Genomic DNA, 26940 nt, shown 5'->3' on the forward strand with positions numbered 1-26940 from the left:
TCGACGACCAGGAACTATACTGGGGCACCTGGAGGCTTCAATGACCGATCAAGACAAACTGCATCCGCTACGTCCGTTTCTGAAGAATTGGGTTTGGGAGCATGGCCACATCGGCACTCGCTATCTGGATTGCGTTGATGGTCAGCTCAAGTTTGATGAAGGCAAGAAATCGCGGTTCGCAGCCGAAAAATATATCTACGTGTCGCTTGATAAGGACGTTGCAGACGATGCATCCGTGGACGGTCCCGCTATCCAGGAGGCGGGACTCGCGCGGTTTTTGCGGGCTGCGCAGTTGGGCAAGCCAGAGGAGGCCGGCTCTGTCGCGGAGGTTCAGCGCGCGGTGCAGGACTGCGTGGAACTCGGGCTGTTCAGCGCATATCAATCGCAAGCTCGGGAAGCGTTGGCCCGCTACCAGCAGGAGCCAATGTTCGACGACGAAATCCGCGCGGCGGTTGTCGACGACATCCGGCGTATTTACTCCGGTATGCGGGACCAGCTGGCGTTGTACGATTTCAGTGTGCTGTATGGGTTGTCCATGCCGCTGTTTATCAGCGATACGCCGTTCATCGACTGGCGAGCAGGCGCGAGTCCGGCACTTCCGTTCGTATCGCTGCCACTGGGGCCTTACTGCCTGCTGGTAGGCGCGCCGTCGGGCAGGAGTAGTCGAGTTGGTCCGGTGGTTTGGAAGGCTGCCAGCGCAATGGGCCCGCTGAAGGACCACAATCGGCTTATCGCGGAGCACGCGCGTTTGTGGCTCGTGGCGACCACTGACGATCAACTCGTTGCGGTACAAAGCCGCCTTGCTGTGACAGCGGACGCGAAGAGACAGGGCGCGAAGCCTTGACGGACATGCGCGAAGTGCGGTCTGAAACGGGTAATTTGATCTTCTCTCGGTTTTTCGCCTTCCACAGGTCCCAAGTTGCGCAGCGGCATTCTTGAGCTGACCGCGCGGGTCGGCTCCATCACTGCCCAGCAGACGATGCTGCTTGCAGTCAGCCGGCACATGTATGACCCGACCTCCAGTGCATGGGATCTCGGCCTTGTCGGGCTCTTTCAGTTCATGCCCGGGCTTGCCACGACCTCCGTCGCAGGGCACTGCGCCGATCGCATGCATCGTGGCCGGATTGTCGCAGCCCGTCTTGCGGCCCACTCCGTCACCGCCGCATTGCTCGTCGTAGCGGCCACGACGCTCATCCTCCGCGCTGTCCGGCCATTCCAGATGTCGGGGCAGCAGGCGCTGTTGCCGATGCTCGTTCGCAGACAATGTGACGGTCGGCCGGTGACCTACGTTTGCTCGAACTGGAAAAGCGTTTTCGGGGAAATTTCGGAGTGCAATGCTGATTGGCAAATTTCTTTCTCTGCTGTTCTGTGGAAGGAGTGGGAGGAAATTCTTGAGCGAGGCGAGATTGAGCGTTGAAGTCAGTTGTCGCGTACGGGTCGCACTACGAATACGACAATGCACGGTTCTCGACGCGATCGGCACCGAGGGGCGCAACGTCTTCGGCGGGTTGATGTTTTGCGGCGCCACGCGCGTGACACATTCGTGAATTCAAATGGGCTCAATGCCAATGACGACTCGCGGGCACAACATAGGTTGCGCATCGGCGACGATTCACACCGCCACGCGCGCCCGTGCCCGCAGTTCAGAAAACGTCAGCCTGTGTCCATGCACTTCAGTGCAGAACCTGACACGCTGCAGCGTCAGTTCAATGCCGATTGCCAGACCGCGTGCCCCAACCGCGATTGGCGGTTTCTAACATGCCGATCAACTTTATCTAACGCGCCGATCAACTTTAACGATTGGCGGTTGCCACAATCCTCTACATTATTCCCTTATCACCTGTGCGCTACCGAGGTCTGGGTGATAGACCGACGAAAGAGCATAATTTGTAGACCTTCAGGAGGATATCCATGTCTGACAAAGGGAAGTGTCCATTCCAACACGCCGCCGGCGGCGGCACGACGAACCGTGACTGGTGGCCGGAACAGCTGAGGCTGGATTTGCTGAGCCAGCACTCCAGCAAGTCCAACCCGCTAGATCCGGACTTCAACTACGCCGAAGCTTTCAAAACGCTCGATCTCGCGGCTGTCAAGAAAGATCTCGCCGCGCTCATGACCGACTCGCAGGACTGGTGGCCGGCCGACTTCGGCCATTACGGTCCGCTTTTCATCCGTATGGCGTGGCACAGCGCCGGCACCTATCGCATCGGCGACGGCCGCGGCGGCGCCGGACGCGGCCAGCAGCGTTTCGCGCCGCTCAACAGCTGGCCCGACAACGTGAGCCTCGACAAGGCCCGCCGTCTACTCTGGCCAATCAAGCAGAAATACGGCCAGAAGATTTCCTGGGCCGACCTGCTGATCCTCACCGGCAACGTCGCGCTGGAAACCATGGGCTTCAAGACCTTCGGCTTCGGCGGCGGTCGCGAAGACACGTGGGAGCCGGATCAGGATGTCTACTGGGGCAACGAAAAAACCTGGCTGGGCGGCGACGTCCGCTACGGCAAGGGCGCAGCCGGCAACGAAGACGACGACCAAGGCGTAATCGTCGCTGATGAAGAAATCCACGGCACCGAACAAAGCCGCACCGACCCGGGGCGCAATCTGGAGAACCCGCTTGGTGCAGTGCAGATGGGCCTGATCTACGTGAACCCGGAAGGCCCGGACGGCAACCCCGACCCGCTTGCGGCAGCGCATGATATCCGCGAGACCTTTGGACGGATGGCGATGAACGACGAGGAAACCGTCGCACTGATCGCCGGTGGGCACACCTTCGGCAAGACGCACGGCGCCGGTCCTTCCGACAACGTCGGCGCCGAGCCCGAATCGGCCGGTCTCGAGCATCAGGGCCTCGGCTGGACGAACAGCTTCGGCAGCGGCAAGGGCGCCGACACGATCACGAGCGGTCTGGAAGTGACGTGGAGCAGCACGCCGACGCAATGGGGCATGGGCTTCTTCCAGAACCTGTTCGGCTTCGAATGGGAACCGACGAAGAGCCCGGCGGGCGCGAATCAGTGGGTCGCGAAAAATGGCGGCGAGACGATTCCGCACGCGCACGACCCGTCGAAGAAAATCCGCCCGACGATGCTGACCACGGACCTGTCGCTGCGGCTCGATCCGGTGTACGAGAAGATCTCGCGCCGCTTCATGGAAAACCCCGACGAGTTTGCCGACGCCTTTGCACGCGCCTGGTTCAAGCTGACGCACCGCGACATGGGTCCGCGTGCGCGTTACCTCGGTCCTGAAGTCCCCACCGAGGAACTGGTCTGGCAGGACCCGATTCCGGCCGTCGACCATCCTCTCGTCAGCGACGCTGACGTCGCCACGCTCAAGCAGAAGATCGCGGCTTCGGGACTTTCGGTTGCCGAACTGGTGTCGACCGCGTGGGCGTCGGCCTCCACTTTCCGTGGCTCGGACAAGCGCGGTGGCGCCAACGGCGCGCGCATTCGTCTCGCGCCGCAGAAGGACTGGGCGGTCAATCAGCCGGAACAGCTCGCCAAGGTGCTCAAGACGCTCGAAGGCATTCAGAGCGAGTTCAATGGTGCGCAGTCGGGCGGCAAGAAGGTGTCGCTTGCCGATCTGATTGTGCTGGCGGGCGGCGTGGGCATCGAGCAGGCCGCGGAGAAGAGCGGCCACAAGGTGACGGTGCCATTCTCGCCGGGCCGCATGGACGCATCGCAGGAACAGACCGACGTGCAATCGGTTGGCGCGCTCGAACCATTGGCGGACGGCTTCCGCAACTACCTCCAGCGCAAGTTCCCTGCGTCGGCTGAAGCGTTGCTGATCGACAAGGCGCAACTCCTCACGCTCACCGCACCGGAAATGACCGTGCTGGTCGGTGGCTTACGGGTGTTGGGTGTTCAGGCGGGCAAGGAAGCTCATGGGGTGTTCACGGATCGACCGGGTGTGCTGAGCAACGACTTCTTCCGCAATTTGCTCGACATGGGCACCCAATGGAAGCCGCAGTCCGAGGCGAATGACCTGTTCCAGGCAAGCGACCGCGCAACCGGCAAGGCGAAGTGGACGGGCACGCGCGTGGATCTGCTTTTCGGTTCCCACTCTGTATTGCGTGCGCTGGGCGAGGTCTATGCAAGCGCGGACGGTCAGGAGAAGTTCGTGCGCGACTTCGTCGCTGCATGGGTGAAGGTAATGAATCTGGACCGTTTCGATCTGGCTTCGGTCTGAAGCACCACGCTCCCGCCGGTGATGTTTGGTAGGGGCGTGAGATCGAGTTGCTTGCTGTTGTCAAAGCTGCGCCGCGGGGTGATCCGCGGCGCAAAATTTATTGTGGTGTGGCATGTTGCGAACGTTAGAGTGGCGCGCTGTTCACTTGCGTGAATACGGTTGCATCTATCACCTGCGCTGACGCCACCATTTGCGTTGTTCATGCTCCATAAGCAGGAGCGCCGCGAATACGCCAATCGTCCGATGCCGACGTGTCTTGCATTGTCGCATTGCTTTGCTCCGTGCCACAGACTGTCCTGATTTCGGTCGGCAACCTGCCTCGCCAGGAAATATTGCCGACTACATCGGTAAGAAGTCAGTCTTGTCGCTGCAGACCTTCGCTGGCGGCCGCAGACAACCCCAGCTTGTCGTGGAGCAGCCTCTGCATACGTTGGAGCGAAAAGAGGTGCAGATAAGCTCGGGACAGCCAGCCGTTTCGGTGCCATTCCATCACAGTCTCCTCTCCAAGTTGGGCGAGTCTGCCTTCGTTGATCCCCAAAAAGCCCGACACGTTCCAGCTTTTCTTATCCGCTTGCGTGAACGTGGCTGTCAACGGATCAAGTAGTTTGAGTTCAACCAGACGCTTGCAAAAAGCGCTAGTCCTTTCGAGGTCAGCTTGGTACTCGCGCAGAAACGTTTCAACCTTCTGCCACTCCTGAGTTGCCTTGCCATCGTCGTCGAGAAGTCGCCGATAGCCGTCTCTCGCTTCACCGATGACATAGTCTTTCTCGACACACACCAGCAGATTAGGATCGGTCTGTTCGCTCGCAGATACCTTTGCTATGCAGAATGGAAAACGCCGGATATAGGCTGGCTGGTACGCATCCGTCTTCCAACCCGAGGCGGTATAAAACAGGTTCTCGCCTGTAGCAAGACCCAGCATGGCAACCAGCCCAACGCGATCATGCAGCGAATCGTGCACAAATACCAGCGGGTAATGCGCTGACGCCGACACCATCTCGCCGATGCTCAGGGGCACGATGGCCGTATCCTTCACGAACGGTGGCACTTCTCCCTGGGCTGGAAAGCGCACGTAGTCGATACGATTGAGTGCCTTGACATCCCGGTAACCAAAAGGAGGGCTAATATCCATCATTAAACTCCGTCAATACGAGCATGAATTTTGCGGACAGACATCAAGGACCGTGCCGCGCAGCTACAACCACCACCGGGTTTCACGCCGAGAGAAGAAACTGGTATTGAACCGTGCGCCAGCGTTCTCGCCATGACTTACCTTCTACGAAATTTCATTATTTCGTTTTCCGAAATAAACTGCGCGCGCGGATCATTTGTTGTTCATATCGTACCTCCCATGTCTTCATGGAAAAAGTTGCTGCGCAACGGACCCAGCGTTCGGAAGATCGATCGCGAAGGCCCGGTAAACGCGCTACATACCATCGCCCACGCCAACGCTCAATCGAGCGGATAGTACCGGCGCTTTGCGATATTTTCCAAACCAGCGACCCAGTTCCTGCGTTCAATGCTCCTCTTCACGATACGGCTTACCCTTTGTCTGCGGCTCGATCTTACCTTGCGATTGTTAGCGCGACAAACCCCCCAATCAAATGGCTAGCGTCCTCCCCGACTGGGGGGCTTATTAATGTTTGACACTTAGTACTCTCCATCTACGACGTCACGCAACGGCTTGCGGCGGGGTCGAGCGTGAAGATCAACGGTGGGATTTGCGTCTGGAAACTCTCGGAGATTGACTTGCTGAGACAAGGGATGTGGCGAAGACCTAGGCTAGCGATTGGAAGGCGTGAGTGGCGCGAGTTCGGTCGCCGGCTATGGCGCGGAGCTGGCTCTGATAGGCCGAAAGATCGGTGCTTTTGGGTAGGGGCCGGCGCAGAAATACGTTGGTGTTTTCGCAGGCGTCGTATTGCCATGGGCTGGATAGGTAGCGGAAATACCTCTTCACGCCGGTTGCGGCAATGAACTCTTTGTACCGCTATGTTTGAGTGTCATGGTCATAATCAGTTGCGCGGAGAATTTTCGTCATAACCTTGGTTCCAGGAAGGAGAAGATTATGAGTATCCTGCTGGTAGACGACGAGCCGGCACGAGTCGACGTAATCGAAAGAGTACCTCATTCGCTCGGAAAGGATGTAATTCAGGTAAGCCGTGGAGAAAATGCAGTTAAATTTTTGGAATCCGAACCAATTGACCTGGTCATGCTTGACTGGCAATTGTCAGGTATGAAAGCATTGGATGTATTGCGTCGGATACGTTCGCATTTTGGAAACGAACTGCCGGTTCTGTTTATGACGAGCCAGCTTTTCGAGGTCGACATTGTCCATGCGCTCGAAGCAGGAGCTAATGATTATGTATTAAAGCCATTCAGTCCGGCCGAACTCGGTACGGGAGTGAGCGCGCTTCTGCTTGAGGCCCAGCGAAACGCAGTGGCCTCACATTCGAAAACTATCGGCGCGTACAGTCTGGACGTCGCTCAGCGCAGAATTTCTTTCGAAGGCAAAGCCGTCAAGCTGACGGAAAAAGAATTCGACATCATAGCCTACCTTTTTAACAATGTGGGTCGAATCGTTTCACGAGATCTCCTGGTGAAGTTGGCGTGGGGTAGAGAGCTGGATAGCTCATCTCGCACGGTAGACACGCATATCTACCGCCTTCGCCGCAAACTGTTACTGAGTCCGGAAAACGGCATACGTCTAACTGCGATTTATACCCATGGGTACCGCCTGGATAATATTGGAAAGCCTGCTACGGTGGCAAGGTCAGATAGAGCGAATGATCGTGTAGCTCAATGTATCTCAACCGCCTCTCCGAATCGAGTCTTCTCCGCGTCGGCTCCCGGTGGACAACACCCGCGTGGTCTCCGGTTGGCATCGATGTCGAGCAAACACAATGCGGAGCCAACATATAAGAACAGGTGCTCTACTCCCTCGTATCGGCTTTAACGCGGATGATCAGTTCACCACGCTCAAGTCTGCGGGCGTACCTAGCCGGCAAATTCCCACGCACTGCGCCACCGGTCACGATGGCAGGATAACGGCAAATGAATGGCGCATTCTCCGGAGACGCGGCAACGAGTTCCCAATGAACGGGCGTGCCATCTGCCAAATCGGTCAGAACATCGAAGAACGGCGATCCTTCCGAGTAGCCAACGTGCGAATCCGTTGGCACGGCTTCACTCGGAAATGGCCGGGCATCCATGAAGCCGAACACCGAATCGTGCTGTAGCAGACTCTGGTGAGCGTACGGCCAGACGAACTCGCGCAGAAAGTATTGGTCGGCGAAATGCGTTGACTGGAGCGGCCGCGACATAAAGCGTTCGGCCAGCTGTTGCATCGGTGGCAATGCGCCGGCGCTGACGCCCCACATGCCGGCGAGCAACAGCTCGGTATGAGTTGCATTGTCGCGCATGTGATGAAAGTGCATGCCGCTCGCAACCCATTCCGCGACGGCTTCGGCTTCTCGTTCGCCGACGACAGAGTCAGCATCGCGGAAAATTACGCGGTGCAGGCAGGGCACATCGTAAGCGAAGAACCGCCATAGTTGGCCGGGCCAGCGGCTACGCGCCGCATCGACTGACACGACCTCCGCGCCCGCCTTATGCAGCCGCTCGACGATGCCTGTCGGGACTGTTTCGTCGACGTAAAAACGGCAGATCCAGTGTGGATATATGACCCAACCGACACTGCCTTTGCTGTGTTCTCATTGCGTGTGGTCCGGTGCAATAATGCGCCAGCTCTGGCAGCTAACTCGTCCGCTCGAAACGGCTTGACGACGTAGTCGTCCGCACCTGCTTCAAGCGCCTGCACAATGTCGGCCTCCGAGAGTCGGGCAGTAAGGAATAGCACCGCTTGTTCGCGGCCCAGATTGCCACGTATCCATTGGAGTACCTCGAGCCCAGTTGTTCCTCGTAATTGCCAGTCGAGCGTCACGAGATCGACTTCATTACTTCTGAGAAAGCGCATCGCGCTATCGCCGCAGTTGACCTTACTTATTCTGTGCCCCGATTCCTGCATGGCATTCTCGACAGCGGCAGCTTGCGCAGTATTGTCTTCCACTAACAATATGTTCATATATGACCTCTTTCATCCGAATCAGCAGATCGGCGAATGGAGAACCCGGCAGAAGAAATGGGAGGAGTGCGAAATTGGAACCTTGACCGTATCAATGGAGTAATTGGAAAGGCGCCAAAATCCCCGTGTAAACCTCATGCTGGGCACATGAAGGCCTGTGCCCTCGGCACTGTCGAGCCACATAACTTGCGAGGTTCGTAAAATCAAGATAGGCGCTGTCATGCGTCAAAACAGCCCCCCATATGAGGGGCGCTCCCACATCGAATGGGTTGGCAATTGTTCCGTCGAGTGCAGGGCCGGGAAAAGCATGGCGGCGGGGGCGACGCCAGCTCTGGTTGAATAGACGCTGTACAACCGGATGAAGGCTACCGGCGGGAGCAGGCACGAAGCCGTGGGCCCGGAGCAGGCGGAACTGGCGCGGCTGCGTGCCGAAGTGGGCCGCCATCAAGATGGAGCGGGATATCTTATGCCGGCCCCGAACTGTTAGCCCGGCGTCACGCCGCCATCAATCGATGTTGCGCAACGGCAGCGCGAATGCGCTCTGCCATCTGTGCGTCGAGCGGTGTGTACACGAGCATGCTGAGATCCGGCCGACCATCGACAGCGAACAGTGAATACTCCATCTCGATGGAGCCCAGCTTGGGATGCAGGATGTGTTTTACGTTCTCGCCCTCGCCGTGGCTCAGCACCCGGTTTTCCCGCCACAGGCGGTCGAAGTCAGAACTGGTGCGGCACAGGTCGTCGACGAGATCACCCACTCCGGAAGTAAGCCCGGCACGCGCCACGTCCGCCCGGAATGCCGCCACGACGAAGTGCGCGACGCTCTCCCAGTCGTGCTGCTTCGCGCGGACGTTCGGGTCACCGAACAGAAAGCGCAGGATGTTGCGCTGGCCCGGCGCCAGCGTGCCGTAGTCGGTGAGCACGACCGCGGCGGCACGATTCCAGGCAATGACGTCCCACATCGCGGTCTTGATGATCGCCGGGCTGGCGTCGAGAGAATCGAGCACGCGCTGAAGCCGCGGGTTCACACCGTCGACGTAGCGGTAGCGCACTTCCGGTGGTCGCCCGAGGCCCAGTATGAAGAGATGTTCGCGCTCGGTGTCCGTCAGCATCAGCGCTGCACAGATGCGTTCGAGCACTTGCGCCGAGGGTGCGCCGCCGCGACCCTGTTCGAGCCACGTGTACCAGGTCGAGCTGATGTTCGCGCGCTGGGCCACTTCTTCCCTGCGCAGTCCCGGCGTGCGCCTGCGACCCGAGAAGCCAAAGCTGGCCGGGTCGAGCCGCGTGCGGCAACTGCGCAAGAAATCCCCGAGCGTTTGAGCGGCGTTCGCTGACATGAGGAGCCTGTTAGTCGTTTTACCGGGATAAAGTCACTACTTCAACAGGATAGCGGATGATCGCATAGTGCACAGGGTGACCACCCTGGAGACTTCTCAATGCGTATCTTTCTAACGGGCGCCACCGGCTTCATTGGCTCGGCGCTGGTTCCCGAACTTATCGAAGCCGGTCATCAAGTGATCGGCATGACACGATCCGACGCGGGCGCGCAGGCGCTGGCTGCAGCTGGCGCCGAAGTCCATCGCGGCACGCTCGAAGACACCGCGACCCTGCGTAGCGGCGCCGAGAAGGCGGACGCCGTTATTCACCTCGCGTTCGACCACGATTTCTCCCGCTTCGTGGAAAACTGCGAGAAAGACAAGCGTGTGATCGCGGCACTCGGCGCCGCGCTTGCCGGCTCCGATCGTCCGCTTCTCATCACATCCGGCACGGGTATCGGCAGCCGCGCCGACGGGCAACCGGCCACCGAGGATGTGTTCAACACCCAGCACCCGAACCCGCGCATCGGATCGGAACTGGCCGGCCATGCGCTGCTCGACTCGGGGATCAACGTGTCGGTGATGCGCCTGCCGCAAGTCCACAACCCGTCCCGGCAGGGCCTCATTACACCGCTTATCCAGCTGGTGCGAGAGAAAGGCGTTTGCGCATACGTGGAGGAGGGGCAAAACCGCTGGCCGGCGGCGCATCTTTCGGACGTCGTGCGGCTGTACCGGCTCGCGATCGAAAAGGGTGAAACCGGTGCGCGCTATCACGCGGTCGCTGAAGAGGGCGTCAGTGTCCGCGAGATTGCACAGGCGTTGGGGCGCGGCCTGAGTGTGCCGGTCGTATCGATCACCCGTGAGGAGGCGCCGGCGCACTTCGGATGGATGGCGATGTTCGCCACGCTCGATATGCCGGCATCGAGTGCGCAGACGCGGGCGCGCCTGGGCTGGCAACCGGAGGGCCCGACGCTGATCTCTGATCTCAACGAAGCGCGCTACGTTCAGGGATTGACGTAATCTTCGCGGTCGCGGTCGATTTGTCCCATCGGCGAAGGGCGATCGGTCGTCGGTCTTCGCCGACGGCCGTTGCGCGTTGAAGACTGCGCTCATGACAGCAGCGTGGTCCGACGGGATGAGTGTATCGACCGCCAGGCTTGCGCCAACTCGCTGACCACTCGCGCCAGATGGGTTTGCATCGCCTCGCGAGGCGCGGCCGGATCACACGGGCCATGATGGCGGCGAAGATCCGCTGATGGTCTTCCTGCGAAGCCTCCCACATCTCGCGATCGCTCGAGCCTTGGGTGACGAAGCGCAGGATCGAGCATTGATTTTCCGCTGGCACTTCATGTTCCGTTTTGCCGCTCCTCAGACAACTGCCGAGTCTGGACGGAACTGGCTTGCGCTCGATCGGGATGCAGACCGTCGAGCGCAAGACGTGGGTCAATTCTGGAAGCGATTAAATCGTCCGACGATGGCCTTCGCGTTGTTTGGGGAGTTTGTTGCCGTTCCGCCCAACCGAAAACTACGAACTCTCGTGGCACGGCGGCGCGGTGTCGTCGATTCGAGGTGAAGTCAGAACGATATGCTGATCGATTGGACGATAGCGGGTGAATCCGGCAGTTTTTACGGCCTTGCCGATTGGGTCGTTTGCGCCGCTGTGTGCAAGCGCGGCCCTCGTGCCCGTTATGGTCGCGACCATTGCGCCGTGATCGGCTCAAGCGAATAAGACTGCTGCAACATCACTTTTCTATTTCCGGCCGGACATTGATTCACTCTGCCGTTGGAGATACCCTTAGACCGTTCATGGTCCGCCAACGCTGGTCAACTTGGAGACATCGTTTCATGAAGCGAGCGTGGGCTTTTTCCTGCATCCTCGCCTTGAGCGCGATCCTCGGGGCATGCGGCAAGGAAGGATCGCAAAACGCTACTCCGGAAGCCGGCGCATCCGCGGGCGAGGCGCCGGCTCAGTCCGGGCAGGCCGCGAGCGCAACCCCTTCGGCATCGGGCGCGCAGGCCACCATTACCAAGGCGCAGTTGCCTGGGGAAGCAGCCGAAACATTGCGTCTGATCAAGGCGGGCGGCCCTTACCCCTTTGGCGAAGACGGCGTCTTGTTCCGCAACAGCGCGGCATTGCTACCGCAGCATGAGCGCGGCTATTACCACACATACACAGTTCGCACGCCCGGCTCGACGGATCGCGGACAGCGGCGCATCGTCTGTGGTGGACCGCGCAAGCAGACCGGCGACTGCTACTACACCGACGATTACTACGTCAGTTTCAAACGCATTGCAGGGTAACTTGAGCAATGAACACGCCCCAGGGTCTCCGACAAGCGAGACGCCGGGGCGTTGTGGTATTCACCGCAGGATCCCGAGAAGACGCCTTGGGTGCGCGCGTTGTAACGGACAAGGCAGCGCTTCGTCTCAACCAGTTGCCACGGATCGCAAATGGCTTCTCCGATCCGATCCTTGAACCGAAGTGAAACTTTCATTCTCGCCGTGTCGATTGTGATGGTCTTCCTTCGTCGTCCCGGTAGCGGCACGCGGCCTGCGCTTCGCCTTGGCCGACACTGACAGGAGATTTGCCATGACGATTCAAAAGATCACTCCCTTTCTTTGGTACTCCACGCAAGCCGAGGAGGCCGCCGCTTTCTACGTGGCAATCTTTCCGGACTCGCGCATTACTCGGGTCACGCCGGTGCCGAGCGGCGGCTCCACAAAGGTCGTCGAGTTCGTTCTCTTTGGGCAGCCCTTCATCGCGATGAGCGCAGACGGATCCGACGCGTTCAACCACTCGGTATCCCTCATGGTCAACTGTGATGATCAGGAGGAACTCGACCGTTACTGGGATGCGCTTCTCGAGGGAGGCGGCTCGCCCGAGGCATGTGGTTGGCTGAAAGACCGCTTCGGCGTTTCGTGGCAGCTCACGCCAACCGATCAACTCAGGATGATTGCCGACCCGGACCCCGAAAAGGCCAGGCGCGTTTTCGACGCTATGTTGAAAATGGTGAAGCTCGACATTGCCACGTTGAAAGCCGCCTATGCGGGATGACGGATAACAGAAGCCCCCTGTATTGCCTGCTTCATCGCGCGATAGGGCACAATGATCAGACCCACGGGCGCCTGCACCGCAGGTGTGAAGGTGCGCATCACTCGCCAGCGTATGGTCGGAACAATCGCCCGACACAGTGGCGCGGACATAGCAGCCGAAGTAACGCCCGGCCGCCCGTGGCATCCCGCTCCTGCGCCGGTCATCGGCCCTGCAAGGCCGGCCTTGGCCGCGCGCACGACGCAATCCAATCGGTTCTGCGCTTGCCGGCTGAATTGCACCGGCAAGTTTCGAGAGTACCTGTACACCTGTACTACACCGGCAGTTCGGTCTTGCGGCGGCGGGGCTTGGCCGGATCGGGTCGTGCGCATGGCAGAAACTTGCCGCGGCCGGCCTCGCCACATGGCTTCTCACCGTCCCACACCACGTCGCCCCGCGACACGGTAAGCGCAGGCCACGCGCCCAGATTCATGCCTTCATACGGTGTGTAGTCAACGTTGTGATGCAGCCTGGCATTCTCCACCAGGAACGTGCGACTTTCGTCCCAGATGACGAGATCGGCATCCGCGCCGATCGCGATGCTGCCCTTGCGCGGGTAAAGCCCGTACAGCTTCGCCGCATTGGTCGAGGTCAGCGCAACGAAGGTTTGCGGCGTGATGCGGCCGGTGCGCACGCCTTCGGACCATAAGAGAGCCATACGTGTCTCCACGCCGGGAATGCCGTTGGCAATCCTGTCGAACGAGACCGCTTCTCCATGCGCTTTTTTGCCGTCGGGACCGTCGTAGCGAAATGGCGCGTGATCGGACGAGAACACTTCGAACGAGCCGTTTTCGAGCCCGTCCCATATCACCTGCTGGTTGGCCCTGTCGCGCGGCGGCGGGCTGCAGATACACTTTGCACCTTCGAAGCTGTCGTCGCAGCCGAGAGAATCGGCGGTCAGAAACAGGTATTGCGGACAGGTTTCGCCGTACACCTTGAGACCGTGGCTTTGCGCCCAGCGTATCTGTTCGACCGCCTCGCGCCCCGATACGTGCACGATCAGAATCGGCACGTCGACCAGTTCGGCAAACGCGATCGCCCGATGCGTTGCTTCGCGTTCCACGAGCATGGGCCGCGACGTCGCATGGTAGCGGGGCGCGGTGTGACCGGCGGCAAGCAGGCGCTCGGTCAGCCATGAGATGCAGTCGGCATTTTCCGCGTGGATCATCACCATCGCGCCCTCGCTGCGCGCGACCGACAGTGTGTCGAGAATCTCGCGATCGCTCAGTTTCAGCGCATCGTAAGTCATATAGATCTTGAACGACGTGTAGCCTTCGGCGATCAGCGCGGGCAATTCATCACGCAGAATCTCGGGCGTCGGATCGGTGACGATGAGGTGGAACGCGTAGTCGATCACGGGCTTCCTGCCCGCGCGCCGATGGTAGTCGTCGATTGCCTCGCGAAGCGTATGGCCTTTTTGCTGGCACGCGAACGGGATCACCGTCGTCGTGCCGCCGCAGGCCGCGGACGTGGTGCCGGAGAGGAAGTCATCGGCCATGACCGAGCCGTCGCCGGTCGGCTGGTCGAAATGGACGTGGCTGTCGATGCCGCCCGGCGTCACGTGTCGTCCGGCCGCGTCGATTTCGCGCGCGCCGGGGCCGAGCTGCAGTCCGAGCGCTGCGATGCGGCCGTCGCGAATGCCGATGTCGCTGGTGAAGATGTCCGCGGCCGTGACTACTCGGGCGTGGCGGATGACGGTATCGAAGTCTTGCATTTTAAATTTCCTGAACGAGCCGGCCCCAGCCGGCAAGACGTTGCGTATCGATGCCGCAGCGGCGCAGCATGTCCCACACGACCGTGGTCACGGTGTCGAACACGGGCACGCCGTACTGCGCTTCCCAGTGTGCAACGCGATGCGCGGCGTACAGGTTGGTGCAGAAGGTCGCCACCGCCTGCGCGCCGCGCATGACGACGTTGGCCACCTGACGGTCGAGCGTCGCTTCGTCGACCAGTGCGAAAGCAAAGTTTTCCTGAAGATCGAGGTGGCTTTCGCAACCCGCATCGATGCCAAGCGCCGCATAGTTCGCCATGATCTTTTGCTGGACGCTCGCGAGGTACGGCGAGACAAGGCCGAGCCGTTGGATGCCGAACGTCTTGAGCGCACGATTGAGCGCGAGTACGGACGTGCTCGCGGGAATGCCCGTCGTTTCCGTGATCGCGGCGCACAGCACTTCGTCCTGATCGAAGCCGAGCCAGCCGGCGGACGTGCCGCTCCAACCGATCATGTCGACGTGCGCATCGGCGAGCAGACGTGCGGCATCGAGAATGCGTTCGTGCTGGAACTGGCCTAGCGCATCGGCACTGAGCGCGATCTGCGTGACGGAAAAGCGCGAGAAATGGACGGAGACTTCAGGCAAACCCGCGACCATCGCCTGAGTCAGCGGTTCGAGAGAAGTGTTGGAGGAGGGCGTCAGAATGCCTAGGCGGATGCGTCGACTCATAGACTGTTATCGAAATGTGAGAGTAGGGAAGAAGCGAACCCGGGACTGTGCTCGATCATGCCGTGCTGCGACGACAGATTGACGATGCGTCCGCGCACGTCGCCTTTGGGCGCCTGCTGCATCATCTGCCAGACGGCGGCGCGGCAGCAGCGCAGAAGGCCCGTCAGATTGAGGTCGAGAAGACGTCGCCAGTGCGCGTCATCGAGTCCCAGCAGTGGCCGTGCATGACGGATGCAGGCGTTGTTGAGCAGCACGTCGAGTCGCCCGAAACGTTCCACGGTGTGCGCCACCAGCGCTTCGACCTGGGCCGTGACGCCGACGTCGGTTGCGATGAAGTGCGCATGGCCGCCATCGCGCGTGATCAATGCGGCGGTCGGTTCGCTGCCTTCGAACACGCCAGTCGTGATGTCGGCAATCATGACTGTCGCGCCGTTCGCGGCGAGCTGCCGCGCAATCGCCCGGCCAATGCCCGACGCGGCGCCAGTGACGATGCAGATCTTGCCGGCCATGTTCAGGCGCGCGGCCGGGTAGGGAGAGGGTAGCGTCATGACGTTACTGGAACGGTGGGCGCGCAGACGCTCATGCGCCGAGCGAGGTTGTCCAGTGATGGAAGTCGGCTTCTGCTTCGGTCAGATCGAATCGCGGCGCAAAGCCGGTATCGGCGATGAGCCGTGCGTTGTCCATCGACGCGCGGTCGTAATCGGCGAAGTATTCGATATTCGGCGCTTCGTCTTGCTTCGCGACGCGCCAGGCGAACGCCGGATAACGCTGCGCGAGCCGTTCGCACCAGTCGGCGACGCTCCATTCGAAACCCGCCGCAAGGTTGTAGATGCTGTGAGACCAGCGCGGTGCTTCGAGCAATGCAATGAGCGCCGCGACCGCATCGCGCACATAGAGCCAGTCGCGGCGGCCCGCGCGCGGCAGCACGGCGGTTTCGCCGCACCGCGCTTTCGACAGCACCTGCAGCGGCGCGCTCAAGGTGTCGCGCACGCCTGAGTCGGCTTCCCATGGACCAAAGCATGTGCCGAGCCGCCCGATCACGAGCGGCACGCCGTGCAATGCGCAAAGACGCATCGCGGCGTCTTCGGCGGCGCGTTTGGAGATGCCGTACAGACCTTCGGGCAACAGCAACGTGACGTCTTCGAGAAGCGGGTGCGGCGCGCGGCCGCTCGATCCGTACGCCGAGCCGGAACTGCCATGCAGGATGCGTTCGACGCCCGCATCGGCCGCTGCGGTGATGGCAGCGAGCACGCCGCCCACGTTCACCTCGAAGATGGACTGCGGCATTTGCCGTTCGCGCGGTGCATCCGCGGTGATCGCGGCTAGCGTGACGAGCCGCGAAGGCCGATGCGTGTGCATCGCCTCGCGCAATGCGTCGGCGTCGCGTACGTCGCCGCTCAGTGCAACGAAACGCCCTGGCAGCGCAGCGAACGCCTGCGACGCTTGCGTGCGCGGCGCGCTGCGATCGAAGCCGATCACCGTTTCGCCGCTGGCGAGCAGGCGCTCGGCAAGCGCAAGACCGACGAATCCGCTGCTGCCGGTGATGAAGGTCGTCATCTCACGCAAACTCCGCCACCGTTTCCGGACGCAGCAGCGCGAGGATGTGGCGCTTGTAGTCGTTGAATTCGGCACTTGTCGGATCCCGTGGGCGGCCGAGTTCGATCGGCAGCAGTTCGCGAATGCGGCCCGGACGCGCCGACATCACCGCGACATGCGTGCCGAGCGCCAGCGATTCGTCGATCCCGTGCGTGACGAACACGATCGTGCTGCGACTCTCTCGCCAGATACGGATCAGCTCGGCGTGCATGTCCATCTTGGTCTGTTCGTCGAGTGCGCCGAACGGCTCGTCCATCAGAATCACCTCCGGGTTCATCAGCAGTGCGCGGGCGATACCCACGCGCTGATTCATGCCGCCGGAGAGTTCGCTCGGGAAGTGATTTTCGAAACCCTTGAGGCCGACCATTTCGATGTAGCGCTGGGCGCGTTCGCGACGCTCCGGCTTGGGGACGTTCCGCATCTTCAGATGGAATGCGACGTTCTCCCACACCGGCAGCCACGGCATCAGGTTCGCTTGCTGGAAGACCACGCCGCGATCCGCGCCCGGTTCAGTGACGAGCGAGCCGCCGACGCTCACGGTGCCCGACGAAGGTTTGTCGAAACCGGCGATCATGTTCAGCAGCGTGGACTTGCCACAGCCGCTCGGGCCGAGCAGACACAGGAATTCGTTGCGTTCGACCTTGAGGCTCACGTTCTCGAGCGCGGTGACCACCTGTTTGCGCTTGCTGTCTTCGAACGTGCGCGAGACGTTGTCGATTGTGATGAGGGCCATGCCGTCAACCTTCCCTTGCTTGCAGAGTGGAACCGCGTTGCCAGCGCAGAACGCGCCCGCCGATCCGCTTGATGACGTAGTCGCTCACGAACCCGAGCAGACCGATGCTTACCATCGACGCAATCACGATGTCGTAGCGCAGGAAGTAGTACGAATCCCACAGTACGTAGCCCACGCCGCTCTTCACCGCGACCATCTCGGCCGTGACGGTCAGCATCCATGCGGAGCCGATCGCGATGCGCAGCCCGGAGAAGATGCTCGGCAATGCGGCGGGGAACACGATGTGACGCAGCAGCATCGACGAGCTGCCGCCCGTCATCGCGCCGGCGCGCAGCAGATTGCGGTCGCACGTTTTCACGCCGTGAATCGTGCTGAGCAGCACGGGAAAGAACGACCCCATGAAGACCAGAAAGATCGCCGGCTTGTTGGCGATCCCGAACCAGATGATCGCGAGCGGAATCCAAGAGACGGGCGGCACGGGGCGCAGCGTTTGCAGCGTCGGCTCGACCAGCGATTCGATCGAACGCGACCAGCCGATCGCCATGCCGATCGCGACACCGAGCACCGTGGCTATCGCAAAGCCCGCGAACACGCGCCCGGAGCTGGCCGCGATATCGAAGAGCCAGTGGCCGGAGTAGGTCTGCGTGTTGCCGTCGGTGCTGAAAATCCAGTCGGCCCAGGCGAGCACGACCTGCGACGGCGCCGGCAGCAACGCGGCGGGCAGGATGCCCGAGCGGGAAAACGCCTCCCACCCGGCCAGCAGCAGCACCGGCACGATGCCACGCTCGATCCGCGTGTAGAAACGTAGGAAAACAGGGATGACATGGCGGGTGTTCCGATCAGTAACCGAGTTCGGTCTTGGGTTTGCCGGTCACCTTCTCGAGGAAGCTGTAGTCGAGATTCTTCTACACGGCATCGCTGACGTCCGAATTCACGTACTTCAGGTCGTGCATCATCTTCGCAATCGACATGGCGGACGCGCGATACATCCTGTAGTCCGGATAGAGGTTGTCGACCGCACCGGCTGCAATGGTCTTGTCGAGCCCCGTCACCTTCTGGATCGTGTCGACGAAAAGCGGTTTGTTAGCGGCCATCATGTCGTCCACCTTGACGATCGCGCGAACCGTTTCGAGCACGCCTTGCGGATTGCTCTCGATCACATCCGGGCGCGTGACGATCAGGTTGGTCAGCTTGCCGGCCGCCTGGTCATATGGAAACGCAAAGAATTTGGCCGCCTTGACCTCACGGATTTGCGTGGCGAACGGCTCGACCGACGTAATCAGTTCGACTTCGCCACGGCGTAGCGCCTGAACGTGATCCGAAGGATTCGGGATGTTGATGAACTGCACATCCTTGTTGATGTCGATGCCATGCGTAAGGAACGCGCCGCGCATATGAATGTCCTGCGCATTGCCGCGCGACGCGGCGACGCGGAACGGCTTGCCGTCCTTCTTGTACTGCATGATGAGTTTCTTCAAGCCGTCCCAGTCGCCCGCTTGCACGGGTAAATCGTTGGCGATCAGCACCTGCGAGCCGCCGTTGATCTGGCCGGCCACGCCGACCACCTTGAAGCCCTTGTCGAGTGCCGTGACATAGTGCAGATAGGTGACCTGCGCGATATCGATGCTTTTCGAGAGCAACGCCGTCAGCGCGTCGTTGCCGGTGTTGAACGAGGTCGCCGTCAGTTTGACGCCGGTGGCGTACTGCGGGGTCAGCGACAATGGCGTGCAGTGCGCGCACTTGGCGTAGCCGAGGTTGATCGGTTCGGCATCCTTGGCATGGCCCACCGTGGGCGCAAGCGCGGCGGCGACCAGTAGAGGTGCTAACAGCGCGCGCGCAGCGTTTTTCAGGGCGGCGAGAGAGGAGCGGGCAAATCGCATCAGGTGAACTCCGTTTTGTCGCAAATTGAAGTGGGTTTGTGACAAAACTAAGCAACAGCTGTGCCAATGAATCAGCCCGAGACCATCGGCGAGCCTTGGCGCGGGGCATGTATGGCGCTCAAAGCCATGTGCAGCGGCGCGCATGGGATAGGCGAAGGGAACTGGCACAATCCGTTCGTTGATTGGTCGTGCGGGTAAGACAGCGTTATATCGCTGCGTTGCGCACCGATTGCGTGCGGGCGGAGTTCACCGCTAGTGCCCCGAGACACTGATGGTGCAAGTTTCCACAATCCATTTTATTTTTGTCACAATGTAGAATCACAATCACACGAAACCATCGTTGGTCAGTGGAGAACACTCAGCGTGCTAACCAACAAAGAATCCCCCGGCTCGCGTAAGGCGCGGCCGACCGCTCAGATCCTCGATGCGCAAGACAACTCCGATGCGATCTATGAGCGCATCCTCACCGCGGTGATGGAGCACCGGCTGATTCCGGGCACCAAACTCGTCGAGGAGAAACTCGCCAGCGTGTTCAAGGTCAACCGCACGCAAATTCGCAAGGTACTAACGCGGCTCACGCATGAAGGCATCGTCACCACGATCCCGAATCGCGGGGCGTTCATCGCAAGCCCGTCGGTGCAGGACGCTCGCCATATTTTCCAGGCGCGGCGCATTCTCGAACCGGCGCTGATCCGCAGCCTCGTCGAACGTGGCAAGGCGGACGATTTTCGACGTCTCCATGCCCACGTCGCCAAGGAACGTGCGGCCCGCGAGAAAGGCGACAAGCATGCGGTGATTCGCCTCTCCGGGGAATTTCATCTGCTGATCGCCGAAATGGTGGCGAGTCCGCCGCTGACCAAGCTGATGCGCGAACTCGCGTCGCTGACCTGTCTCATCATCCTGTTGTTCGATTCACCCAGCGTGCCTGCGTGTCCGAATCACGAGCACACGGAAATCGTCGGGCTGATGGAGAAGGGCGAACTCGAGTCGGCGATAGCGGCGGCGGTCGGGCACCTCGATCACATCGAAGCGACGCTCGATCTCTCGCTGCCCGAGGACACCGAGGTCGATCTGCAGGCCATCTTCGGATGAGTGCGCTTTGCGTCTGCCCGCTCCTTGATACTGCTAACGCACCATTACCGTTGCTGTTGCCGATATCGCCGCGCGGCGACCCCTGGCTGGAGCCATCATGAAACTGCTGATCGTCAACCCGAACATTTCAAGCGGCGTCACCGATCTGATCGAAGCCGAAGCTCGCCGCGTCGCGTCAAGCGGCGTGCAGATCGAGATGGCGACAGCGGCGAGCGGTGTGGCCTACATCGAAACCCGCTTCGAGGCGCTGCTCGGGGCACACGCCGTGGCGGCCATCGCAGGGGAACGCAAAGGCCAATACGATGCGCTGCTGATTGCGGCATTCGGCGACCCCGGTCTGCACGAATTGCGGGAAGTACTCGACGTGCCGGTTGTCGGCATGACCGAAGCCGCGCTGATGACCGCGGCGCAACTCGGTCAGCGGATCGGTATCATTGCGATTTCGCGGCGCATCACCGCCTGGTATCGGGAATGCGTTGACCGTTACGGCATGCTGAGCCGGCTCGCGGGAATCCGTCATCTGGATCGCCCTCTGCGTGACCCCGCCACGGTCCGCGAAGATCACGGCGACTATCTGGTCGAATTGAGCCGTCGCGCGGTGGAAGAAGACGGCGCGGACGTGTTGATTCTGGCTGGGGCGCCGCTCGCAGGATTGGCGCGCAGTGTGGCGGACCTGTTGCCGGTGCCGGTTGTCGACGGTGTATCGAGTGGCGTCTGTCAGGCGCAAGTATTGACCCGTCTCGCAACGATGCGCGCACCGAGCGGCAGTTTTGCCAAACCGCCGCTCAAGCTCAACGTCGGACTCTCGAAGAGTCTTTCCGAATTACTGGCGCGTGAATAAGAGATCTCGCTTGCTCACTCGCTAAGAGCCGTGACGGATTGATCCATGCTGCGGACCATTGCACGAAAGACTTGCGGTAATTTTTTTTGCCCGGTATTGTCGAGCCGTTCTGCGATGCAGCGCGGGAGAGATCGTCAAGAATTCGCGACGACGCCGACGGAGCAACCGCCCCGGAAACTCTCAGGCAAAAGGACCGCGCAGCAGGAACATCTGGAGAGCGGCGCACGCGCGCCCACCGAAGGGGATTCCCCGCCTGTTTGCCTGGCACGGGAAGAAACTCTCAGGTACATGGACAGATGGGGCATCGACGCCGATTTCGAATAAGTCAACACGAAATCGACATCGGCGATGCTCAACTACTCTGGACCATGTCATGTCACGAATCGCCATCATCGGCGCCGGCATTACCGGCGTCACGACTGCTCACGCGCTCGTCCAGCGCGGCCATCACGTCACCGTGTTCGAACGCCACCGCTACGCGGCCATGGAGACCTCGTTCGCCAATGGCGGCCAGCTTTCCGCGAGCAATGCCGAAGTCTGGAATAGCGCGGCAACCGTGCTCAAGGGCCTGCGCTGGATGCTCACGCGCGATGCCCCGCTGTTGCTCAATCCGCTGCCTACGTGGCACAAATATTCGTGGATGGGCGAGTTCCTGCGGCAGATTCCGCACTATCGCGCGAATACGGTCGAAACCGTGCGGCTCGCGCTTGCCGCGCGCGAGCATCTCTTTTCGATCGCTGAAAAAGAACATATCGACTTCGATCTGGAACGGCGCGGCATTCTGCATATCTACAAGACCAGCAAGGAATTCGACGCCGCGAGCAAGGTGAACGACCTGCTGCGCGAAGGCGGCCTCGAGCGCAACCCGGTCAGTGCAGGCGAATTGCAGCGCATCGAACCCACGTTACATGGCGACTTTTATGGCGGCTTTTTTACGCCGTCCGATTCGACCGGCGACATCCACAAGTTCACGCGCGGACTTGCTCAGGCATGCGAACGGCACGGCGTCGAATTCCACTACGACGCGCAGATCACGTCGATCGAACAGCCTGCCGAAGGCCGATTTTCGCTGCTGGTCAATCTCGAAGGCGAAACGCAGCCGTTCACGTTCGAGCGCATCGTCGTCTGCGCCGGCGTGAAAAGCCGTGACTTCGCGGCGATGCTCGGCGATCACGTGAATATCTATCCTGTGAAGGGCTATTCGATCACCGTCTGTCTCGACGACAACACCAGCCAGCAGCACGCGCCGTGGGTCAGCCTGCTCGACGACAGTGCGAAGATCGTGACGAGCCGTCTCGGCGTGGATCGTTTCCGCGTGGCCGGTACCGCGGAAATCAACGGCTTTAACCGCGATATCCGTTCGGACCGCATCGCACCGCTAGTGGATTGGACGCGGCGATATTTTCCCGAGGTATCGACTTCGCGCGTGATTCCCTGGGCTGGTTTGCGGCCGATGCTTCCGAGCATGCTGCCCAAGGTCGGCCGTGGAAAACGGCGGGGGGTGTTCTACAACACGGGGCACGGTCATCTCGGCTGGACGTTGTCGGCGGCAACGGCGCAAGCTGTTGCGAGCGCGATGTAGCATCGACTTGTCACCTCGCTGTCGGATCATGTCTCGCGCTATGCGCGTGAGAGATGATTCCGGCACGTGCACTCGCGAACGCCAACCGCAACGCGCGTGTCGCTGTAGCGCATGCCGGCGGGCATGCGTCCCTCGTCGTCGCCGTCCAGTTTGGATCGCAGGCGCCGGATGAAATCCTGAGCGGTGGCGGTCAGCAGTGCCTCGCTGGAGCTCTGTCAGGTTCAGCAATTTGAGCGTCCCGTCATCCACGCGCTGGGGCAAGCAGCGGCATCGCCAGCGACGTAAATATGATGACCGCCTCCATCTGCATCGCGAGGTCCAGATAGAGATTCATCGCGGAGCAGCGGGTCGTGCGCGCCGGTGTTGGCATACCGTGCGCCCGAACAGCGTTGCGACCAGGCCGGGTTCGTCGTTAGGGGAATCCGGCAGGAGCCATGGAGGCGCGTGGCAAGTGTGGGTCGACGGCCGCGTCAATCCTCGGGCATCGGATCGGCGTACCCGCGCAGTTGTGGGTCGGCCGTCCGCAAGTGGCTGTTCTGCGCGAACACAATCTCGCACCGGCATCGTCAGCTATCGAAGGGAGGCGCAAGGAAGCGCGTCCATCTCGAGCCGTTTAAGATATGAGGCGGTGACAGGCGCGAGTGGCACGGGAGATGCTTGAGAGTGCGTCAGCGCAAGGAGTGCCCGATCTTGGGGCTCTCCCGTCCGGAGGGGTGAAACGCGGTGAGCGTTTCCAGGATCACATTAAGGAAGAATGTGCAAATGCGACCGCTCTCGAAGTTGTTGGCAATCGTTGCTATGGTCCCAGCGCCGGCATTCAGCCACGCCCTGGATGAACAATTGACATGCGGAGAAACTGCGCACGAATTCGTTACCAGTCTCGTCGATACGCAAGCTATCGCGGTCCCTGCCATGCGGGTCGAGGCAAACTCGGTGAACGCGTTTCGCCCGACGAGCGGAGCGGGATTGACGGCATTTGGCCTCCGCGTTCATGCCGTTTTCGGCTACCAGCCGGATGATCCTCTTTTCAAAGCTGGCGACGGGAATCCTCCGTCAGACGCAGTCTACGGTGTGGTGGTGCTCGGGTCGGCGGACTCGGTCAAGCATCTTCTCACGGGCGCTGGGAGCACGGCCGCTGTTCATTCGGTTATTCCAATGGTGCTGACGGCTATCGTGTGCAGGCAGCCAGCGGGTGAGCGCGCCGAACAGTGAGTCCGGATGGTGCGAACCACGTTTCGGCTGTCGGGGGCGAGGTACTGTGTGCCGCATTAGCGATGGTGCCCGACCCGTCTGCGGCATGACCTGGCGGAGTTCGCGCGTGAGTGGCCGACAGCAGACCGACCGCAGTGAACGAGGCGCCGAAGGTGTTCCCTGGCGCCCGAACTGAGCGAGTTAGGGGGACGTTTCTTCGCTGGATCAGGGGCGTCTGAGTGTTTTAGGGGCGATCCTCCAATATGCCAGGCGTCGAACCTGTAAAGATTGGTCTCGCCGCGCCGTTACTCACTGATGATTGATCAACACGACCGCTTCCCCGACGAAGCTTTCCCACCCGAATTGGAAGCCTTCGCTTTTTGCGCGATGGTCGACGCGATCCGCAAAGCCCAAGGGCGCGAAGACCCCGCGGCATTTGAGGCAGGGTCGCTGGAAAGAGCGTGGGCGGAGATCGACCTGATCCGAGACACGCTGCGAATGATCGGCATCGATCCTGATGACGACAGCCGGCACTGAGGCCGGTGGGGAGGCGAGCGGGCTCGACGGCACTGTCAGGTTGGATGGGCGAAGAATCCTCCCACGACCCTATCTGTGCCGTCGTACTCGACTTGGCTCGCGTTCAGGTCTCGGTATTTTGATTTGTAGCCGAAAACGACCTCCCGCAGCCGGCAGAAACGACCGTCAGGCGCTCTTTCCTGCAGCGCCCGGAAACGGCAAGCTGTGAAGCCGTTTGCCCGTGGCTGCGAAAATCGCGTTCGCCACCGCCGGCCCGACCGGCGCGACCCCGGGCTCGCCGACGCCGGTCGGCGCTTCGCCGGACTGCACGATATGTACGTCGACCTTCGGCATTTCGGCAATCCGCAGCACCTGGTAGCCGTCGAAGTTGTTCTGCTCGACCTTGCCGTCCTTCAGCGTGATCGCGCTGTGCAACGCCGCGCCGAGACCGAAGCCGATGCCGCCTTCCATCTGTGCGGCGATGACGTCGGGATTGATCGGTGTGCCGCAATCCACCGCACAGACGACGCGCTCCACTTTCACGTTACCCTCGTTGTCGACGGAGACTTCCGCGACCTGCGCGACGAACGTCTTGAACGCCTCGGCCACCGCGATGCCGCGCCCGCGGCCTTTCGGCAACGGTTTGGCCGGATCCCAGCCCGCTTTCTGCGCGGCGAGTTCGAGCACGGCGCGCATGCGCGGTTCGTGGGCGAGCAGATCGCGACGGAAGACGAATGGGTCCTTGCCCGCGGCATGTGCGGCTTCGTCGATGAACGCCTCGACCGCGAATGCCGTGTGCGAGCTGCCCACTACCCGCCACCACAACACCGGCACGCCGGTCTGCGTGGTCGTCAGTTCGACCGAGATGTTCGGAATCGCGTAGGCCACGTTAGCGGCCCCCTCGACGGACGTCCCGTCGATCCCGTTTTTGACCATCGCGCTCGCGAACGGCGTGCCTGCAAGAATCGACTGACCGACGATGCGATGTCGCCAGGCGATGAGCTTGCCGTCGGCGCTCAGACCCGCGTCGAGCTTGTGGAAGTACATCGGCCGGTAGAGGCCGCCGTGGATATCGTCCTCGCGGGTCCACTGCAGTTTGACCGGTGTGCCATTCGCACCCAGCGCCTTCGCGATCGACACGGCCTCGACGATATAGTCCGACTGCGTATTCGCGCGCCGCCCGAAGCTGCCGCCCGCATACAGCGTGTGAATCTTTACCTGCTGCGGATCGAGCCCGGCCGTGCGCGCGGCGTTGCCCTGGTCGACCGTCTGGAACTGGTCGCCAGCCCAGATCTCGCAGCTATCGGCAGTGAGCTTGACGACGGCGTCGAGCGGCTCCATCGGCGCATGAGCGAGATACGGGAACGCGTAAGTAGCGGAAACCTTCTGCGCCGCGCCCGCGAGTGCCTGTGTTGCATTGCCTTCCTTGCGGGCAGATGCGCCGGACTGCTCGGCGAGTCGCCGGTACTCGGTCATGATCGCGTCCGAGCTACGCTTTTCGGCCTTCGAATCTTCCCAGTCGACCTTCAGCGCATCGCGGCCCTGCTTCGCCGCCCAGAAGCCCTTCGCGACCACGGCAACGCCGCCCGGCACTTGCACGACCGAGACGACGCCCGGCACGGCTTTCGCGGCCGACGCATCGAATGACTTGACGGTCGCACCGAAAAGCGGCGGACGCTGCAACAGCGCGACCAGCATGCCGGGAAACGTCACGTCGAGCGTGAACTGCGCTGTGCCGTCGGTTTTCGGCGGCACGTCGACGCGCGGCAACGGATGGCCGATCAAACGAAAATCCTTTGGCGATTTGAGTGTGACCTTCTCCGGCACCGGCAAGCGGGCGGCGGCCGACGCGAGCGAGCCGTAGGTCGCGGTCCGGTTCGTGGCCGCATGATGAACGCTGCCGTCACGCGTCGTCAGATCGGACGCGGGCACCTGCCACTGCGCAGCGGCGGCGGAGACCAGCATCGCGCGCGCTTTCGCGCCGGCTTCGCGCAATTGCATCCACGAGTTGGCCATCGCCGAACTGCCGCCCGTGCCTTGGATCGTACCGAACGCGAGATTCGCGTAGCGCTTCGCATCGGCGGGCGCGCTTTCGACACGCACGTCCTGCCAGTCCGCATCCAACTCTTCCGCGACGATCGTCGCGATGCCGGTGTACGCGCCCTGGCCCATCTCGACATGTTTGGCGATGACCGTGACGCTGTTGTCGGGTGCGACGCGCAGGAACGCATTGGGTGCGAACGTCGCCTCGGGCATCGTGGCAGCGAGCGCACGGCGGCCCGTGCCCGCCCACTCGAAGCCGACGGTGAGCCCGACTGCCGCGACGGAGCCGGCTGCTTTCAGAAAGGCCCGGCGGGATGGGCGTACCGCACCTGTAAGATCGAAATCGGTCGTCATG

General features: G+C 61.2%; 24 protein-coding genes and 1 riboswitch. Of the genes, 12 read left to right on the top strand and 12 right to left on the bottom strand.

Annotated elements, in window-relative coordinates; genetic code table 11:
- Positions 1–40: 40 nt before the first annotated feature.
- The 3 genes from HV770_RS30420 to katG all read left to right on the top strand — a co-directional run bounded on the left by HV770_RS30420 (position 41) and on the right by katG (position 4182).
- Positions 41–844 (top strand): hypothetical protein, encoded by an 804-nt coding sequence (locus HV770_RS30420; RefSeq protein ID WP_175165236.1) that lies wholly within the window; start codon positions 41–43, stop codon positions 842–844.
- A gap of 75 nt (positions 845–919) precedes the next feature.
- Entirely contained in the window at positions 920–1417 is a 498-nt protein-coding gene (locus HV770_RS30425) for an MFS transporter (RefSeq protein ID WP_246291328.1), read from the top strand.
- Between the two features lie 494 nt (positions 1418–1911).
- Complete coding sequence (gene katG, locus HV770_RS30430) at positions 1912–4182, top strand: catalase/peroxidase HPI (protein WP_175165237.1); 2271 nt, start codon at positions 1912–1914, stop codon at positions 4180–4182.
- Between the two features lie 355 nt (positions 4183–4537).
- On the opposite strand, the gene HV770_RS30435 is transcribed toward katG, so the two are convergent.
- Entirely contained in the window at positions 4538–5317 is a 780-nt protein-coding gene (locus tag HV770_RS30435) for a SapC family protein (RefSeq protein WP_175165238.1), read from the bottom strand.
- A 930-nt stretch (positions 5318–6247) separates the two neighbouring features.
- Here HV770_RS30435 and HV770_RS30440 point away from each other — a divergent pair.
- Positions 6248–7135, top strand: coding sequence for a response regulator transcription factor (locus tag HV770_RS30440; RefSeq protein ID WP_175165239.1), 888 nt, complete (start codon positions 6248–6250; stop codon positions 7133–7135).
- On the opposite strand, the gene HV770_RS30445 is transcribed toward HV770_RS30440, so the two are convergent.
- From HV770_RS30445 to HV770_RS30455, 3 genes are all read right to left on the bottom strand, one after another.
- Positions 7113–7772 carry a hypothetical protein gene (locus HV770_RS30445; RefSeq protein ID WP_175165180.1) on the bottom strand — a complete coding sequence of 220 codons (660 nt, stop codon included), beginning with the start codon at positions 7770–7772 and terminating at the stop codon, positions 7113–7115. The genes HV770_RS30440 and HV770_RS30445 overlap by 23 nt on opposite strands.
- Positions 7688–8263: a response regulator transcription factor gene (locus tag HV770_RS30450; protein WP_175165240.1), complete on the bottom strand. Its 576-nt coding sequence runs from the start codon at positions 8261–8263 to the stop codon at positions 7688–7690. The genes HV770_RS30445 and HV770_RS30450 overlap by 85 nt, the downstream gene beginning before the upstream one ends.
- Positions 8264–8757: 494 nt before the next feature.
- A complete protein-coding gene (locus tag HV770_RS30455; RefSeq protein ID WP_175165241.1) occupies positions 8758–9600 on the bottom strand; it encodes a helix-turn-helix transcriptional regulator in 843 nt (280 codons plus the stop codon).
- Positions 9601–9699: 99 nt separating this feature from the next.
- Here HV770_RS30455 and HV770_RS30460 point away from each other — a divergent pair, with 99 nt between their 5' ends.
- From HV770_RS30460 to HV770_RS30470, 3 genes are all read left to right on the top strand, one after another.
- Positions 9700–10599, top strand: a complete 900-nt coding sequence (locus tag HV770_RS30460; protein WP_175165242.1) for an SDR family oxidoreductase — start codon at positions 9700–9702, stop codon at positions 10597–10599.
- Between the two features lie 825 nt (positions 10600–11424).
- A complete protein-coding gene (locus HV770_RS30465) occupies positions 11425–11880 on the top strand; it encodes a ribonuclease (protein ID WP_175165243.1) in 456 nt (151 codons plus the stop codon).
- A 289-nt stretch (positions 11881–12169) separates the two neighbouring features.
- The gene (locus tag HV770_RS30470; RefSeq protein WP_175165244.1) at positions 12170–12634 is read left to right on the top strand and encodes a VOC family protein; all 465 of its coding nucleotides are present in this window, start codon (positions 12170–12172) and stop codon (positions 12632–12634) included.
- Positions 12635–12944: 310 nt separating this feature from the next.
- Here HV770_RS30470 and hydA read toward each other — a convergent pair whose 3' ends face one another.
- From hydA to HV770_RS30505, 7 genes are all read right to left on the bottom strand, one after another.
- Positions 12945–14384 carry a dihydropyrimidinase gene (gene hydA, locus HV770_RS30475; RefSeq protein ID WP_175165245.1) on the bottom strand — a complete coding sequence of 480 codons (1440 nt, stop codon included), beginning with the start codon at positions 14382–14384 and terminating at the stop codon, positions 12945–12947.
- A 1-nt stretch (position 14385) separates the two neighbouring features.
- Positions 14386–15111, bottom strand: coding sequence for a maleate cis-trans isomerase family protein (locus tag HV770_RS30480; protein ID WP_175165246.1), 726 nt, complete (start codon positions 15109–15111; stop codon positions 14386–14388).
- A complete protein-coding gene (locus HV770_RS30485) occupies positions 15108–15659 on the bottom strand; it encodes an SDR family NAD(P)-dependent oxidoreductase (RefSeq protein WP_246291329.1) in 552 nt (183 codons plus the stop codon). Before HV770_RS30485 ends, HV770_RS30480 begins: the two co-directional genes overlap by 4 nt.
- A 31-nt stretch (positions 15660–15690) precedes the next feature.
- Positions 15691–16668, bottom strand: coding sequence for an NAD-dependent epimerase/dehydratase family protein (locus HV770_RS30490; RefSeq protein ID WP_175165247.1), 978 nt, complete (start codon positions 16666–16668; stop codon positions 15691–15693).
- 1 nt (position 16669) lies between these two features.
- Positions 16670–17440, bottom strand: coding sequence for an ABC transporter ATP-binding protein (locus tag HV770_RS30495; protein WP_175165248.1), 771 nt, complete (start codon positions 17438–17440; stop codon positions 16670–16672).
- 4 nt (positions 17441–17444) lie between these two features.
- Positions 17445–18215: an ABC transporter permease gene (locus tag HV770_RS30500; protein ID WP_246291331.1), complete on the bottom strand. Its 771-nt coding sequence runs from the start codon at positions 18213–18215 to the stop codon at positions 17445–17447.
- Between the two features lie 130 nt (positions 18216–18345).
- Complete coding sequence (locus tag HV770_RS30505; RefSeq protein WP_246291333.1) at positions 18346–19320, bottom strand: ABC transporter substrate-binding protein; 975 nt, start codon at positions 19318–19320, stop codon at positions 18346–18348.
- A gap of 363 nt (positions 19321–19683) precedes the next feature.
- On the opposite strand from HV770_RS30505, the gene HV770_RS30510 reads away from it, so the two are divergent.
- The 5 genes from HV770_RS30510 to HV770_RS30530 all read left to right on the top strand — a co-directional run bounded on the left by HV770_RS30510 (position 19684) and on the right by HV770_RS30530 (position 24563).
- The gene (locus tag HV770_RS30510; protein WP_175165249.1) at positions 19684–20412 is read left to right on the top strand and encodes a GntR family transcriptional regulator; all 729 of its coding nucleotides are present in this window, start codon (positions 19684–19686) and stop codon (positions 20410–20412) included.
- Between the two features lie 97 nt (positions 20413–20509).
- Positions 20510–21253, top strand: coding sequence for an aspartate/glutamate racemase family protein (locus HV770_RS30515; protein ID WP_175165250.1), 744 nt, complete (start codon positions 20510–20512; stop codon positions 21251–21253).
- Positions 21254–21365: 112 nt separating this feature from the next.
- Positions 21366–21459: riboswitch (glycine riboswitch) on the top strand.
- A gap of 167 nt (positions 21460–21626) precedes the next feature.
- The gene (locus HV770_RS30520) at positions 21627–22835 is read left to right on the top strand and encodes a D-amino acid dehydrogenase (RefSeq protein WP_175165251.1); all 1209 of its coding nucleotides are present in this window, start codon (positions 21627–21629) and stop codon (positions 22833–22835) included.
- 762 nt (positions 22836–23597) lie between these two features.
- Positions 23598–24047: a hypothetical protein gene (locus tag HV770_RS30525; RefSeq protein ID WP_175165252.1), complete on the top strand. Its 450-nt coding sequence runs from the start codon at positions 23598–23600 to the stop codon at positions 24045–24047.
- Positions 24048–24341: 294 nt separating this feature from the next.
- Positions 24342–24563, top strand: a complete 222-nt coding sequence (locus HV770_RS30530) for a hypothetical protein (RefSeq protein WP_175165253.1) — start codon at positions 24342–24344, stop codon at positions 24561–24563.
- A gap of 165 nt (positions 24564–24728) precedes the next feature.
- Here the strand turns inward: HV770_RS30530 and HV770_RS30535 are convergent, their stop codons facing one another.
- Positions 24729–26939, bottom strand: coding sequence for a xanthine dehydrogenase family protein molybdopterin-binding subunit (locus tag HV770_RS30535; protein ID WP_175165254.1), 2211 nt, complete (start codon positions 26937–26939; stop codon positions 24729–24731).
- Between the last annotated feature and the right edge of the window lies 1 nt (position 26940).

This window comes from Paraburkholderia fynbosensis (assembly GCF_902859935.1).
GTDB classification, from domain to species: Bacteria; Pseudomonadota; Gammaproteobacteria; order Burkholderiales; family Burkholderiaceae; genus Paraburkholderia; species Paraburkholderia fynbosensis.